Raw genomic sequence first — 15651 nt, 5'->3', positions numbered from 1 at the left:
TCTCGGAATTTCTTTGAAACATTAGGCAATGTTGAAAATCTTTTAACAGATTTATCATTGGAAAAAAAATCTGATGAAAGGGATATCGTAGAAGCTTCAATCAAAAATGATTATTACACAAAAGGTATTGAAGGCAATATCCACATATTAAATCATTCATTGTTAAGAGATAGAAAAGATCTTAATGATACTAAAACAAACTATCAGGAATTTCTCAGTGCAATTAACATAATTTTGATAAAAAGAAGAAGTACATTAATCGGCAAGCAGGCGAATTTGTTTACAACAAATATGGATCTCTTCTTGGACAAGACACTCGAAGACCTAAATCTGGAATATAACGATGGGTTCTCAGGCAAACTTAATCCGACCTTTTCAACGAGTAACTATAGAAAAAGTATCTTTCAAAAAAGTCCGCATTACGAAAATCAAGCTGAAATCCCCTTGTTCAATTTATTTAAACTCCATGGATCGGTAACCTGGAAAGCACAGGAAGATAAAATCATTTTTGATAAAAATTTAAGTATTTTAAATAATGTCAAAAAAACAGATCCTGGGAATGACTTAATCATAGAGTTTAATCATGAGAATGGTGAACCGAAGAAGATAAAAAAATTAATTTCCGATGCTGTTAATTATCAGAAATCGAAAAAAGTAGACGCATTTCTAAGTGCCTATAGCCAAATGGTTATAATAAATCCTACTAAGGATAAATTTAGCACCACAACCACTCAGTATACTTTTTATGAATTATTAAGAATGTACTCTAATGAATTGGAGAAAGAGAATTCAGTGCTATTTGTTTTCGGTTTTTCATTTGCCGATGAACATATTAGAGAAATTACTAAACGGGTAGCCAATTCTAATCCAACACTACTGGTTTGTGTATTCGCTTATGATCTGAATGCAAAAAATGATATTGCCAGCAAACTAGTATTGACAGATTTCAAGTTTAACAACCTTGAAATCATTATTGCTGGAAGCTTTCTGGAAGTAAACAAAGTCTGGTTTTCTAATCTTGCGAGGCAACTGGATACCAATCAGTATCCCAAAGAATTAGTAAAGGAAGAGACTAAGTAATTATGGAAGAAATTGATTCAGTAATTAAAATCGGTGTCGTTACCGCAGTCCGAGGCCGTAGTGTTGAGTTGCAGGTAGATACCAGTAAAAATGTATCCCATTTGCTCTTCAGGGGAGAACTTATAAAAAATGTTTCTGTAGGTAGTTACATTAAAATAGCAAAGGGATTTTCGCATCTTGTTGGCAAGATTGAAGGTGAGTTTATCACTCAGGATAAGATCTTAATACAAACACCTTATGTCAAGCAACAGCAAAAAGTTAAAAGAATTCTACAAATTAGCTTAGTTGGCTTCTTAGAATCGAAAACTTTCAAACAAGGAATAAAAGAGTTACCATTGATTGATAACGAAGTTTTCTTATTAACACAATCCGAATTTAACCTGGTTCATAAATTTGTTCATGACGGGGAGGAAACATTTGTTCTTGGAAATTTAGCTCAAGAAAAAGGAAAAGCGATAGAATTAAGTATAGATAGGTTAATGGCTAGTCACATCGGTATATTCGGAAATACGGGCTCCGGTAAATCCTATACGCTGGCTAAGCTCTATCATGAGATCATTAATAAATTTAAGGATGAAAAAAAATTTCAGCAGAATGCTCGATTCCTACTAATTGATTTTAATGGAGAATATGCATTGCCAAAAGTTGAGCAAAATGTTAAAGATGATGTGATAATTAACGAAAGATATAAACGCATATATAGACTTTCAACCGGCCGAAATGGAAGTAAATTAAAATTTCCTGTATTGCCAAGAACACTAAAAGACGAACAATTCTGGTCATTAATTTTGCATTGTACTGAAAAAACACAGACACCATTTGTGTCTAGAACACTTAAAAATGAATTTATCGATAATAATATTCGTACTAATGATGGTTTTAGAAAACTGATATCTGTAACGCTGCAAAGCATCTTCACTAAAGTAGAACAAAACCAGGAACGTAATATGGCGTTCACTTTTATGGAAGAACTATCGCGTTTCGGATTAGAAAACAAAATCGATGGATTTAAAGCTCTCTTCTCTGACTATAGGAAAAACTTGAACTTCACACCCAGAGAAAAGGTTTACATATATGGTGGCATAAAATCTTCAGATGCTGAGTTCATTACTAAAGTAATAACTGAAAAAACACATGCATTAACACCAGACATTACTAATCTCTCAGAAATCCACATTATTCGCCTAAAAATTATTTTTAATTTTTACCATGAAGTCCAAAAAGGCTTTTCAAACAAAGAGCATATTGGTCCTGTAATGGGAAGATTAGACGATAGAATTTCAGATTTAGAGAAAGTAATAACGGTTGACCCAAATTTAAAGGATGATGCAATTCTTTCAATAATTTCGCTCAAAGATGTCAATATGCAAATGAGAAAGATATTGCCCATGATTATTTGCAAACAGGTTTATGAAGATAAAAAGGAAAAATTTGAAAAACACAAATACCTAAATATCATCATAGATGAAGCTCATAATATATTATCATATAATTCTGAACGTGAAAACGAGACATGGAAAGATCACCGATTAGAAACATTTGAAGAAATAATAAAGGAAGGTCGAAAATTTGGAGTTTTTTTGACAATCGCAAGCCAAAGACCATCAGACATCTCGACAACAATAATCTCCCAATTACATAATTACTTTTTGCATCGTTTAATTAACAATAAGGATATTGAGGCGGTAGAGAAGACAATCTCGTATCTCGATAAAGTTTCTTTCGATTCGCTACCAATACTTCCACAAGGAACATGTATTCTTGCTGGATTAGCAGCTCAATTGCCAATTGTAATCGAAGTTGAGAAAATATCTGAACAATTCAGGCCATTCAATGAAACTATGTGTCTTACCGTAAACTGGAGGGGTTAGCCCATCAAATAATGAATCATTATAAGTTGCAGTTTTCAAAATAGCAGTAATTTAAGAATATTGATACGAATGATGAATCTCAATTTCCATTATCAGAAAACAAGAGAATGTTTAGCATAGTATAAAAAAATATTTAATGGTGACATGATCAAGCCTTAAAAAAACCAGATAATAGATTGAGAACAGTTGATTGGTTTTGAGTTTTAGTTTTTGCAGACATATTCATGATAATGGGATGATTATATATAGTCTCCACGGTTGGCTCTTTTTTTTCTGGGTTTTCTGGTTGAAAATAATTTTTATCTAACCGTTCAAGCGCATCCAACAATCCGGGTGGATTGTTGTAATACGAATTCACTTCATTCCGCTCATATAATTCTTTAGACTTATACGCATACCAATAAAGGAGCGGTCTGTAAGAATCATAATAGAAATCTAATGTATCGAAATACTTATTTGATGATTTTTTCATCGATAACAACTGATAAAAACCAATCAAATCATCCAATTTATGCCGCTGTTCTGAATCATGAATATAAAATTCTGAAGCACTTTTAAACTGCTGATCATATACATGTTTGAATTTCTTAAAGATTTCTTTTTCAGAAAACTTGTCTACATACCTATTGATATACGCTTCTCCTAGAACAAAATTGGCATACTCTTCATATTGTAAACATTTCTTCAAAGTTGCCCAAGCCTGTCTTCGAGTAAGCCTAAATTCTGTGGACATAAAAAATTTATGCAATTCAATAAATTCATTGATATTAGAATACTTTCGACTATCCACAAAATCTCTTCTTTGATAATAGAGCGTGATGATAAGGCCTGCAAATGCGAGTGCGGAAAATAGCGTGTCTAAACGCTCTACTGTAGAATCCAGATCATAAGAATCACTTTCGAGCAGGTTGACTAACGGCGGATAGAACCACCATAAAATTACAATTGCGATAAGTGCACTTAAATAAGCTGCTAAAGAATATTTGTTGTTGGTCTTCATTGAGAGAGTTAAATAGTTGAAGATAAGTATTTTCTTGAAGTGTTCAATATCTACCTGAAGAAATAATATTTTTAAATTTTTTTCTTTATTTTCCCAGATGGATGAAAAGTATTTCTGTCAGAAATGTGGTGGCTTAAGAAACCATATTCAGCTTTTTGAGAAAAAGATTACTGGAGGTGAAGATGAATATAATTTTCAATGGATTCGTAGGTACCAAATTATAGAATGTGCTGGTTGCGAAAACATTTCATTTTTAGAAAAATACGGTGATAACTTCATGATGAGGGAAGATTCGCATGGCGAACCTGAATATTATGAAAATAGTGATATCTACCCTCCTTACCTAAAGGTTGGTGAAGAGCTCAGAAATGTTTATCAAATTCCAGAAGTAATCAAAAATCTTTACAAGGAGACAATAAATGCACTAAAGGTAGATGCTTTATTATTGGCTGCTGCGGGGTTTAGGGCAATTATAGAAGCAATATGTAATCATTTAAAAATCAGTAAAGCCAATTTGGAAACTCGGATTAATCTGTTATTCGAGGGTGGACATCTAAGCAAGAGTGAATCCCGAAGATTGCATTCAGCAAGGTTTCTGGGTAACAATGCACTTCATGAGATTGAAACGCCAAAGCAGGAACAACTGGATATTCTACTAAGAATAATTAATCACCTACTAAGTAATCTCTTTATCAATGATAAATTAATTAAAGGAAAATTAGACATGCCACTTGATAGTTACTTGGAATTCACAAATGTGGTGTTACGACTTCTCAAGAAAGAAATGATTGGTAATACGATTTCATTAGAAGATGTCTTAGGAAAAACTAAAAGGTTAATTTCGACTAAGGATTATAAAACTTTTAAAACAGATTTTCTTATTGATGTAATTGATGGCAAACACGAATCTCTTCAAGCTATTGACAAAGAAAAACCTACGTTCAAGGTATTAAACGTCCCAAAGCTCACAATGGAATTTGACTTGTAAACTAATAAAACACCAACTCTATTTTTATCATACCCATTCATTGCGTTTTATATTCCTATCAGAGTACACAGTTGATAACCTTCCTTTTCCACATGGAAAATATTGATACATTACCTATTGATTTAAAAGCAGTTATCCTTTAAATTTACTTCATCAAATTATCTTTTCAATTTCAGACTTGGGATTTTTAGCGTTTAGCTTACCATAAATTGCCAAAAAAATTCTATGGGAAAAAGAAAACAAGTGCGCCCAGAAAAATAGTTCAAACAACGGATCAGATTGTAATGCAACTCCTACCCCCTGAAATCAGGGACTTGCTGAAAAATACACATTATCTAGAAAAACCAATCCAATTGACCCCTTTCCGCCAAAACACCAATGTAAAGATAAACAATAATTTACAGTGAATATATTTCTAGTGAGACGGGGTCAATCTATTCTGGTTTATCCACTCCATTGGAGCATTCATCGTAATATCCCTGGTTAGCATCAGGATTTTTTCTTTTGACAGAATATTTCTTGCAACCTCTCCTATCGATTGACAATTACCGTTGATCAGGATTTTTTCCAACCGTTTATAGGTATCTTCATGACCCTTAAAATAATCGGATGAGTCAGCAGCTGTTCTGGATTTTTAGATTTCTTCCTTGCATAATCTTGCTTTTTAAATTGGCTTCAGCATTTTCGAGTTCCGAGAAAAATGCCCGACCACAAGGGCGCAAGATTTTTTTGTGTATACAAAAATACATCTTGCAAAACACCCGAGTGGTTAAAGTATTGCTGCAATTAACTCTAATTTGAAGTGCTTATTATAATTTCTTTTTTGGAAAATGTAGGCTTTGAAGGTGGCTTCAGTAATTGGAATGTAGGTTATTTTGGTCCGTAGATTTACCCGGATTTGTCGATAATAAATAGAAGATCCAGATTTAATTCTTGGTCTATAACTGCACATTTGATTTTGAGTGATCATAATTAATGGATTAAAATCAAATATGCGAAGTATCAATAATACTAATTGGTACTTAAGTGCGCAATCCTGTGTTTTGTAGGATGAGAACGCACCATAAAAAAACTGATGCCTTTAATGCTCATCAAAACTGAGTCACTACTAACTGGGCAATCCGTTTGCAATTGACACCATACAGGCAAAAATCATGTAATTTTAAAACAGTTTTCCGATATATTGCCAAATAATGAAAAATAGGTCCGATGAGGTCAAATTAATTGGCATATCCAATTACACAAAACAATTTAATTTTTACAGAGAGTGGTCTTTATGAAGAAGACTCTCATTCCATATCTAAAATCTGCGCTGAGGTCAACTGGACTCCAGGAGATACCAGTAAAGTGATGCATACCAATACCGGAATTATCGGTACCATGGGGACAGGTAAAACGCAGTTCACCAAATCACTCATTACCCAACTGGCTCGCCAAGGCAAAAACAATGTTGATCAGCGTCCAATCGGCATATTGATATTCGATTATAAGGGTGATTACATCAATTCAGAATTTGTAGAGACCACAGGCGCTAAAGTGCATAAACTTTATCACTTGCCCTATAACCCATTGGCAATTGATATTGGTCAAAACCCAATGCCATTGTTACCGCTTCACATCGCTTCAACCCTTCAAGAAACCATTTCTAACGCCTTTGGTTTAGGTGCGAAACAAAAGGCTTTCCTGAAAGAAGTCATCATGCAAGCCTACGAAGAAAAAGGGATTCAAAAAGCAGATGAATCCACTTGGACCAAGACTGCCCCAACCATTTCCGATCTTTGCGAAATTTATCTAGAAGATGAAAAGATGGCCATCGACAGTTTACACGCTGCATTAAAACAGCTCTACGACTTTGAAATCTTCCAACCAGATGGCAAAAAAACGGCATCCCTGTTTGACTTAATTGATGGGGTCACAGTTATTAATCTATCAGGCTATAGTCCAGACATCCAAAACTTAGTAGTGGCCATCACCTTAGATGCTTTTTATTCTCAGATGCAAAAAACTGGACACAGCAGAATTGAAGGTAATATCAGGCAGTTAACCAATATGGTTTTGGTGGATGAGGCGGATAATTTCTTGAGTAAAAACTTTGGTGCGCTCAGAAAAATTCTAAAAGAAGGGCGCGAGTTTGGTGTAGGAACCATTTTATCTACACAGTTCTTGAATCATTTCTCAACGGGTGACAATGAATATGACCAATATATCTTGACCTGGATTATTCATAGGGTAAATGACGTGAAAGTGAAAGACATCGATTCTCTATTTTCGATTACCGACAAAGACCAAAAAGATAAATTGGTACAAATCATTAAAAAGCTGGAGAAGCATCATAGTGTTGTCAATCTGGCTGGATCGCCACCCATTATGATTGAAGATTTAGCTTTTTGGAAATTGATTAGCTAACCGTCAAAATAAGATGAGACATAACCAAAAAGACTTGCAGCGAAAATCTGCAAGTCTTTTCTTATTTGATAGTGAAAATAATTTAATTTTCCTCTAGCGCAGCTGCAACCTCATCTTGTAAAGGTATGGGAACTAACGCTGCGCAAGCGACAACAAACGGTATCACATCCTCTATTAGATTCTCGCAAACAAAACGGTATTCCCCATTTGCCAAAGCTTCCAAATTAAAGCGTTCCCTCAGTTCCCAAAAACCCTGCATGCGCTTACCATCATGTAGTACCCAAGAGTGATTAGCCTGTGATAGGGATAGACCATTAACCAGCCTCAAACGAGCAAAACCCGAATACTGTGCGTAGCTTTGAGGCACATTAAGTGTAGCGTTCGTCAAGTCTTCTCTTGTTCTAAGCTCAAGTACAAATGGATTACAATGATAACCACTGAGCGCGGAAACCTTAAAAGTTTCAATTGTTGGCACCTTCCAATCTAAATCTTTTATGGTAAAAATTGCCTGACGAATCATTTCAGGATATTCCAGTAAATACCAATTTAAAGTATTTTTTGGCAAGGTACTACGCACACTTTTCCAATGATTTTCACAAAATTGCAGAACATTTAGATTTCGGTCCCTTCTAATAAAAAGATCAAAAAGCTTAGCCAGTGGCTCCCTAATTTCGCCGTCTGGCGAGGCCATTACTCTGTGCCATCTATCAACTCTTCCCCATAATCGCATTTCTCCGATGCTCGTTCCAGCAATATGTGTCCCCATGTATCCTAAGGAAATCAATAAACGAATCAGACCATGCGTATCCTTCGCACCCATCAAAGCTAAAAAGTCTGGAACAATAAGATCAAGCTCAGCTGGCGAATATCGTTTAAGATCAACATTAAAAAGTAATCCTCGGAATGACCAATTATCTTCTAAACGCTGAACTAAAGATTTCAAGGCAAGATCAGTCTTGAAATATTCATATTTATCCTGCTCATATTTGACATATCTTAATGAACTAACACTTGAATTTTGCAGTGCACCGTAAGCATCCTGTGGATGATAAACTGCGCCAAGTACATTTAAAATCTGTCCAAAATCTTCAGTTCGAATATCAGTTGCTAGCGTGAAATTTTTGCGACTCTTCTGATTGATATTGTTCAAGTAATTCCTGCAAATACGCAAGTAATCTCTTAAATTCTCTTCTACTTCAGTATTATCTTTTTTGTTAACATAAATTAACCAGGCAAAAAACAACAATTTATCTGTAGCATCTATGAGAGATTCATTTAACACTGCACCAATTATATTCGTGACTCCCTCATGCCTAACCCGGTCAGCAGCGATTTCTTCCTTAATATAAATTTGGTTGAAATAATCATCATAGCTATCTAAATTTCTAGAACAAATAAATTCCATTGACTGAATCAAAAACACAATATTATCCTTATCACTGTAGATTTTCATCATCAGCTCCTCAGAAAAAACAAAGTTTTTCTCTTGGGTGTTGCTTTTATGGAAAAGTAGCTCGGTGATCGAGGTGATTAGCGCCAGCAAATAAGCTCCAGAAGCCTTACTTCTATCTTCGGTATCTTTAACCCCACGACTGAGCAACCAAACTTTATCCAACCAACCTTTATCAATGGCCTGGGAAAAACGCTCATGCAAATCTAAATCTACAGCATGAATAGCGCCTTCAAGTAATGCCTTTAGGTTTTCAAAATCTGTAAGTCCTTTACCCCGGGCATTCATTTTAATGTACAAACTATCCCCTTTTCCATGCTCAGGAATATCAATAAGATAAAACCCAATTGAATTTTTATCAAGAAGCGTTTCAGCTTTAATACCACCAAAGTTCGAGGCAATATGTTTTAACATCACCATCGCCGATTGTACCGTAGGATCTTTCATCCAGCGTTCATGGAACCAACTTTGATCTTGGATTATTGAAGGTAAATTCCAAGTCTTACCTTGCTCAATTTTCATCTGTATCTCCTGATAGAGATTCAATACATGGCTTTCCTTATTCAAACCTTCAAAAAATTCATTAGAAGATACCCTTGAACGGTAAGAAATTCGACTAAAAGCATCCAAGTTTTCTAAAAGCTTTCCTTGAGTGAAAAACAGATACCAATGAATTAGATACAAGGTCGTTAGTCGCTGCTGTCCGTCTAAAGGAATAAACTTTTCACTAGACAAATACCCATACACAAAATCAAGTTCTAGTGGCTCTATATTTTCCGCCTGATTTTGAACTGCCAAGAGCTGGCCGTGAATGGCTTCTAGGAATTTTTTACGAATCTTTTTTGTTCGAACGTCTTCTCGGCCCTGCGCATAATCGCGCTGAATCATCGGAATCTCTATTCCTTGCGGAATTTGCTTATCAAATAAATCTACATTGTTTTCTAGTAAATCCCAAAGCGTATATATTTTGCTATTTGCCATTATATTTTTTCTGTTTGTAATGTATCAATCAACTGCTGAATTTTTGACATGTAAGTTTTCCTATCAGCAATGGTCCAGTTGAACAAGTTACTTGGATAATCACTGTAATACTTTAAGAAAACATTTTTCGTCGCCTGAGGTATAAAAGCGCCTTCCCGTTCTTTATCCATTATTTTTTTTCTTTTTACTGAAAAGACTCTTTTCCCAAGTGATGAATTACTACGTGCATCTAAAAGCGCTATATTGGAAATATGATTGACGTCAACCCATGGATCTAAGTCACTCTCCTCTTCTTCTTTAAGTATTTTGTGCTCCGAAAGGAAATCAATTACGCTTGAAGCTAATTCCTCAAATTCACTTTTTAGGTCCCCGGGTTTTGCTATAGGTAGTATTGCGGTCTGAAAATGTTGAATTTCCGCGGCCAATTCAAGATTACCCATAATGCCTGAACGTTCAACTTCTGCCAGATGTTCAACCATCCAATCTGCATAATCTTTTTGCGACACTTCTTCCGCATTCTGCGCATGAATGTGCTCTAAAGTCCACTTATTTTTTTTACTCTTTAGCAGTCCGAATGGGAATCGCTGTGAGACATCCTTACTACTATTAGCACTGAGTACATTAAAGAGCACCATTACTTTTTGGAGTTGGGAATTGTGGTCATTATAATAAAGATCTTTTATTGCAACTGCGCTAACGGTCGAATATGCAAGATCAGCTAGCCTTGCTTTAAAACGGGTTTTGTTATCCTCTTTATAGTGCTTTAATAACTTAAGTAAATCCATACCATCATATATCAAATAACCGATTAAATGGTGAAGTTCTTTGTCTGCATGCCACTCTTCCAAGATTGAAAAGCAGTTCTTAACTTCTTTCCATTCGTCTTCTAGGAGCATTAAAAACGGGGCTGGTTTAATCTTAGCTGCTGCAAAACGCTCATAAAAAAAACGGAATGAGCTATGTTCATCTCTTAGAACTGCGTCGTTCATGCGAGCGACCAAATCGAAGATAAAATCGATACGGGTAGCAGTATCGTTCTCTTTGTGATTGATGAAATCCCACAGACTGTTCTGCTGAAGACCATACTCGATCTGATTCCAATCACTGGCTAGTTCAACCTGTCTAAAATTTAAATTGATTGACTTAATTTTATCTGATGAAGCCTGTACATTAAGGTTGTCACTACTCAAAAATATTGCCTTAATTAATTCAGCGCCGGTTAGTGCAATTTTACCAACGTTTAGACGGGTAAATATTTTGACTGAGTCTTCGCGGTCTTCATCTGCATCACCTTTAGGTTGAAGCTCATACCAGATTATTTCTAATAGGCCTGCTAAATAAAACAAATATTTATGGCGTTTAACCGGGGTACGCAGATCCTTTGTTTCTGCCCAATCATTAATGACCTGGTACGCTTCACTAATATGAGCATAATCAGGATTCTCATAATTAGATTGATTACCCTTTAAAGCAAGCAAAAATCCTGTACAACCCTTTCTAGTTTCATAATCAAGAGTAAACAAAGTACTAGCATCTGTAGAAAGTCGCAGTAAAATCAAATACAAAGTGGTTAATCTCTGCTGCCCATCAATCAGTTCAAAACGAGCCTTCGGTTCGAGCGTTTTTACCACAATAGGTTGGAGACAGTAACTTTCTATGCCACTTGTTTCTGCCTCATCGATATCTGAGAGTAATTCCTTAACTTGTTTGATATCCCACCGGTAACCACGCTGGTAAGAAGGTATATAAAAAGTATATTCAGGATTTATGATTTCTTCGAGTTTAATCCTATCGATAATGTTGGTCTCAGTCATAGATGTAAATGGTCTTAAGGGCGATTTATAACGTTAATTAAATTTAAAAACGACAAGACGCATTATAAATAGCCGCTTGCCAGAAAATATTAGAGTATAAAAATTTAACCTACTGTAAAAAATTACAGATAAAATCCCACAAAAGGATTTCGTCGGTTAAAGCATTTTAGGGCATTGGAGAGGTCATTCCATGGAGGCAGGGCAATGGCCGAATAGAGTTGTTTCATTTGATGTTAATTTAGAGATTAGAGCTGTGCTCAAAAATTATAATAATTATTCAGATTTCAAGATAATATGTAACCTTTCTTTCTTTAAAATCTTTTCTAATACCTCTAAAAACCGGAGATGTGTTCTAAAAATTCAACATTCCCTGTGGGGATTAATTTGTCTTTTTCAAAAACTTTAGATATCCCTAGGGTAAGGGAGATTATTTTTATGTATGGTTCATAATTTTACATTATCAAATGAAGAGAAATATTATGACACACAAAGATAAGTCTCCAAATCTCGAAGTTCGCAATCAAGAACTGTTCGATATTATCTCAGATCTAGCTAGAAAGGTTAATGACATCCATCGTTTGCACTTTTCAGAAGATCAATTAAAAAAGTGTAAAAATCAAAAACAAAGGTTTCTTGCAGAGATCTTGATAAGTCCTGCAAGAAACCCTAAGAAAATTTAAATGGCTGGAATGGCTTTGTCCGACCTAACGAATTTTAGCAGTTCTTTCAGATAAGTTTCCGTTTCTGAGAGACTTCCATGCCTATTGGCCGAACAGATTTCTGCGAGGGTCCATCCTGCCCGGAATTTTCTTACGTTTGACAGGTGCTTAAACGAATAGAGTGTATAATTTTTATCCAACAAATTTGTTGCCTCCAAACATTTTTTGAATCGATTATAGGCGTAATTTTCTGCGCACATACTCCGTGAGATAAATGTTTGGCCAGAACCGAGCAGAAAATATTCTTTGTCGAATTTTTCTATCTTTAGTTTATCCAGTTCAACTCTTAGGCTCACATCAATATTTACAGGGATTGATTTTTTATTCTTCGACACGGTACCCGGTACTGTAATAATATTTTCCTCCAGATCAATATACTTCAATTGAAGAAATCTAAGTTCCTTTGGACGGATGCAGGTGTAATAAATCATCCGTACAAATAGCTGACAATATTTATCATGCTTATCAAGCCAGTCCATGATAACCTTGAAATCACGTTCCGTGAAAACCTGATGGGACTGTGTCGGCATTTTTTTTCGTGTCTCGCAATCAGTTACAGGATTCTCGGAAATATATTTATTAACCTTTAAGTAACGAAAGAAATTATTGAGGCCGATCCTGCAGTTATTATAGGTTACCCCAGCCCATTTTTCCTCCCTTTCCTTGAAATTGAGAAAATCGGTTATCTCAAAATCACTGATCGTATTTACCTTTTTACTTCCCCCATAATACTTGATAAAAGAATTGATTGTTGAACGGTAAGTACTGATTGATTTGGGCCTGGTTCCTTTGGCTTTATGATAGGATTCAAAAAGAACCAATGCTTCATTTAGGTCGATGCCAATGAGTTCCTTTTTTAGGCGAGCATTGGCATGCTCATCCAATGGGTTCCAACCGCCTTCGAGTGCAATCCGGTAAGCTTCACACAGATTATTAAAGTTTTTAAGCTTTTGCCTTGGATCTTTAATCCGATTAAGCCTTCTGGTCACCCTGATCCGCTCCATCCGCTCTTCTGCCGCATTGTGAAAAAAGAACTCCACGTACCAACTTTGCTTAGCCACTTCTTTTTCCATCGTACTCCCCGCAGGAACCCTGGTTATCGTTCTTCCCTTTACGACACGGGGGACAGTATATGGCAACTCAGGAATTTCCATAAGCTCAAAATTAGAGCCACGAGGAGTTCTTCCCTGGAACTTACGTTCAGGATAACTACTGATTTTTTCTTTTTCTTCTGAAGAATTTTGATTTTTTCGCCGTGCCAGACGGGGCGAATTCTTTGTTCCCGAGGCGTTTAGTGGCAGACTTGTGTCAGAGTTTGAAGGTAGAAATTCATCTAAGTTATTGACTTTCAATAACTTAGATGAACCCGTGGAGAATATCGGATTCGAACCGATCACCTCTTCACTGCCAGCGAAGCGCTCTAGCCAAATGAGCTAATCCCCCATGTTTTTATCACTCATCGATCAAATTCCCAATGATCAATGTTATTCCAAGCAATCATCCCTTTCAAGCCGAGCGAAGCGCTCTAGCCAAATGAGCTAATCCCCCATGTTTTTGTTACTCATTGATCAAATTCCAATGATCAATGTTATTCCAAGCAATCATCCCTTTCAAGCCGAGCGAAGCGCTCTAGCCAAATGAGCTAATCCCCTATGTTTTAATATGCAAAAACTCAAGGTAATTTCAATCAAAATAGCTTTTATATGAAATATCTCCTTGCGCCAGCAAAAATAGCAAATACTTTCTCTAAACCAAATGAAATTAAAATTTCAGTTTAACAGTAAATAAACTCATAAAACAAACAATGCTCATTGCGGAGGGTAGCGGATATTGAATAAATAAAAAAAGCAAAAATGTTGCAGTGATTAACAACATGCAAAACATAAATGCTTTGAATAAAGAACCCATACAACACATGGCTATGGTGGCTACAATATAAATGGGGATTATAACTGCGGTTAGAAACATTAACCGAAAATAACCTGCAGATATTAAGTGGTAATTACCTAAATATTAACTTCTTGATCTTTGATTCAACAGCGACTGATATTCATCCACAAATTGAGATACATGAAAACCATCCATCAAAGCATGATTGACGTGAATTGAAATTCCCATCACCTTGCGCCCATTTTCATCTCTTACCTTTCCAAATGAAATTTTAGGACAACTATCGTGATAAGAAAATTTTCTTGCATGAGACATCGAGGTAAAATTTAACCAGGGCAATGCTGAATAGTGGATTACGTTTTCGCCCGATGATGAAGGAATTAATCCAGTGCTTTGTTGAACATTCTCAATTTCCTTAAGCGCTTCGTTTTTGAAGATATCAAAATCAGGGTCGAAATCCATGTAGCCAAAGCCGAAGGTTCCGTTGGGGCGATTGATGGTTGTAGCAGCGTTCACCGAATCGTATTTCCACACTTCACCATTAATAATTCTGTAGCGAAATTCCTCAACTTTGTTAACTGCAGCTAGCGATTTGTGTAAATAAAGCAAGAAGAATGAAACGCCGGTTTCCTTTGCTTCCTGATAAGTTGATGTACAATCTACATCTACCGTAACACCGAAGAATGGCTCCTCAAAAGTGTTAAAAAATTCAAAATGATCTTTTCTGATCCAGGTATCTATATCTATTTTTTCTTTCATTCAATTAATTTTGGTAAAACATCAGCCAAACTCTCCATTTGGTAAAAGTTAGGATGTTCGATGGTATGATCAATCCGCTCGTGCACCCAGGTAGTGTGGAAGGGAATATGAACCGCATGGCCACCAACCGCCAGTACTGGTAAAACATCCGATTTTAATGAATTGCCAAGCATTAAAAATTCTTCTGGCTTGCAATCGAGGTGTTTCATCAATTTTTGATAATCCCGATCCTGCTTGTCGCTCATAATTTCGATGTGATGAAAATAGTGATCTAATCCCGATTTTGTAAGCTTGCGTTGTTGATCTAACAAATCGCCTTTGGTGGCCACGACTAACCGATATTTGCCATGTAGTGCTTTTAAAACTTCTTCTACGCCATCCAATAACTCAATGGGTTTATTTAACATTTCCTGCCCCAACTGTATAGCTTTGTTGATTACTTCGGGATTTACCTTCCCTTCGGTGATTCTCAAAACGGTTTCAATCATGCTCAACATAAACCCTTTAATCCCGTAGCCATAAAGCGGCAAATTGTCTATTTCGGTTTTTAGCAATTCTGCAACAACACTGTGATGGGGCATGAAATCTTCCAGTAAGCCTGCAAACTTTTCTTCAGTTTCGCGGAAATAAGGTTCGTTTACCCAAAGGGTATCATCAGCATCAAATGCGATTACCGTAATTTGATTGTTCATG

Annotated in this window: 11 protein-coding genes and 1 tRNA gene; 5 read left to right on the top strand and 7 right to left on the bottom strand. The window is 35.9% G+C overall.

Going from position 1 to position 15651, the window contains the following annotated elements:
* Positions 1-57: 57 nt before the first annotated feature.
* Both ACZZZK_RS17745 and ACZZZK_RS17740 read left to right on the top strand, forming a co-directional pair.
* Positions 58-1080 (top strand): SIR2 family protein, encoded by a 1023-nt coding sequence (locus ACZZZK_RS17745; RefSeq protein ID WP_463485278.1) that lies wholly within the window; start codon positions 58-60, stop codon positions 1078-1080.
* Between the two features lie 2 nt (positions 1081-1082).
* On the top strand, positions 1083-2951 hold the full coding sequence (locus tag ACZZZK_RS17740; RefSeq protein WP_463485277.1) for an ATP-binding protein: 1869 nt from the start codon (positions 1083-1085) through the stop codon (positions 2949-2951).
* A 148-nt stretch (positions 2952-3099) separates the two neighbouring features.
* On the opposite strand, the gene ACZZZK_RS17735 is transcribed toward ACZZZK_RS17740, so the two are convergent.
* Positions 3100-3951 (bottom strand): hypothetical protein, encoded by an 852-nt coding sequence (locus tag ACZZZK_RS17735; protein WP_463485276.1) that lies wholly within the window; start codon positions 3949-3951, stop codon positions 3100-3102.
* Between the two features lie 97 nt (positions 3952-4048).
* On the opposite strand from ACZZZK_RS17735, the gene ACZZZK_RS17730 reads away from it, so the two are divergent.
* Positions 4049-4939, top strand: coding sequence for a DUF4145 domain-containing protein (locus ACZZZK_RS17730; protein ID WP_463485275.1), 891 nt, complete (start codon positions 4049-4051; stop codon positions 4937-4939).
* Between the two features lie 1224 nt (positions 4940-6163).
* Positions 6164-7345 carry an ATP-binding protein gene (locus tag ACZZZK_RS17725; RefSeq protein WP_463485274.1) on the top strand — a complete coding sequence of 394 codons (1182 nt, stop codon included), beginning with the start codon at positions 6164-6166 and terminating at the stop codon, positions 7343-7345.
* Positions 7346-7427: 82 nt separating this feature from the next.
* Here the strand turns inward: ACZZZK_RS17725 and ACZZZK_RS17720 are convergent, their stop codons facing one another.
* On the bottom strand, positions 7428-9776 hold the full coding sequence (locus ACZZZK_RS17720) for a GmrSD restriction endonuclease domain-containing protein (RefSeq protein ID WP_463485273.1): 2349 nt from the start codon (positions 9774-9776) through the stop codon (positions 7428-7430).
* Positions 9776-11590 carry a DUF262 domain-containing protein gene (locus tag ACZZZK_RS17715; RefSeq protein ID WP_463485272.1) on the bottom strand — a complete coding sequence of 605 codons (1815 nt, stop codon included), beginning with the start codon at positions 11588-11590 and terminating at the stop codon, positions 9776-9778. The genes ACZZZK_RS17720 and ACZZZK_RS17715 overlap by 1 nt, the downstream gene beginning before the upstream one ends.
* 464 nt (positions 11591-12054) lie before the next feature.
* Between ACZZZK_RS17715 and ACZZZK_RS17710 the strand changes: the two genes are divergently transcribed.
* Positions 12055-12270 carry a hypothetical protein gene (locus ACZZZK_RS17710; RefSeq protein ID WP_463485271.1) on the top strand — a complete coding sequence of 72 codons (216 nt, stop codon included), beginning with the start codon at positions 12055-12057 and terminating at the stop codon, positions 12268-12270.
* Here the strand turns inward: ACZZZK_RS17710 and ACZZZK_RS17705 are convergent.
* The 4 genes from ACZZZK_RS17705 to ACZZZK_RS17690 all read right to left on the bottom strand — a co-directional run bounded on the left by ACZZZK_RS17705 (position 12267) and on the right by ACZZZK_RS17690 (position 15650).
* Entirely contained in the window at positions 12267-13661 is a 1395-nt protein-coding gene (locus ACZZZK_RS17705) for a tyrosine-type recombinase/integrase (protein ID WP_463485270.1), read from the bottom strand. The genes ACZZZK_RS17710 and ACZZZK_RS17705 overlap by 4 nt on opposite strands.
* A 17-nt stretch (positions 13662-13678) precedes the next feature.
* Positions 13679-13752: transfer RNA gene (locus ACZZZK_RS17700), tRNA-Ala, on the bottom strand.
* 570 nt (positions 13753-14322) lie between these two features.
* Positions 14323-14958 (bottom strand): CatA-like O-acetyltransferase, encoded by a 636-nt coding sequence (locus tag ACZZZK_RS17695; protein ID WP_463485269.1) that lies wholly within the window; start codon positions 14956-14958, stop codon positions 14323-14325.
* On the bottom strand, positions 14955-15650 hold the full coding sequence (locus tag ACZZZK_RS17690) for an HAD family hydrolase (RefSeq protein WP_463485268.1): 696 nt from the start codon (positions 15648-15650) through the stop codon (positions 14955-14957). The genes ACZZZK_RS17695 and ACZZZK_RS17690 overlap by 4 nt, the downstream gene beginning before the upstream one ends.
* Position 15651 lies beyond the last annotated feature (1 nt).

The organism is Pedobacter sp. AC163 (assembly GCF_979258665.1).
The sequence above is the reverse complement of the archived record's forward strand: the minus strand, read 5'-3'. Positions and strand labels throughout refer to the sequence as shown.

Bases quoted from the DNA above. Each gene is read 5' to 3' on its own strand.
- ACZZZK_RS17730 (WP_463485275.1), top strand. From the start codon at position 4,049: ATGGATGAAAAGTATTTCTGTCAGAAATGTGGTGGCTTAAGAAACCAT.
- ACZZZK_RS17720 (WP_463485273.1), bottom strand. From the start codon at position 9,776: ATGGCAAATAGCAAAATATATACGCTTTGGGATTTACTAGAAAACAAT.
- ACZZZK_RS17735 (WP_463485276.1), bottom strand. From the start codon at position 3,951: ATGAAGACCAACAACAAATATTCTTTAGCAGCTTATTTAAGTGCACTT.
- ACZZZK_RS17710 (WP_463485271.1), top strand. From the start codon at position 12,055: ATGAAGAGAAATATTATGACACACAAAGATAAGTCTCCAAATCTCGAA.
- ACZZZK_RS17695 (WP_463485269.1), bottom strand. From the start codon at position 14,958: ATGAAAGAAAAAATAGATATAGATACCTGGATCAGAAAAGATCATTTT.
- ACZZZK_RS17715 (WP_463485272.1), bottom strand. From the start codon at position 11,590: ATGACTGAGACCAACATTATCGATAGGATTAAACTCGAAGAAATCATA.
- ACZZZK_RS17690 (WP_463485268.1), bottom strand. From the start codon at position 15,650: ATGAACAATCAAATTACGGTAATCGCATTTGATGCTGATGATACCCTT.
- ACZZZK_RS17740 (WP_463485277.1), top strand. From the start codon at position 1,083: ATGGAAGAAATTGATTCAGTAATTAAAATCGGTGTCGTTACCGCAGTC.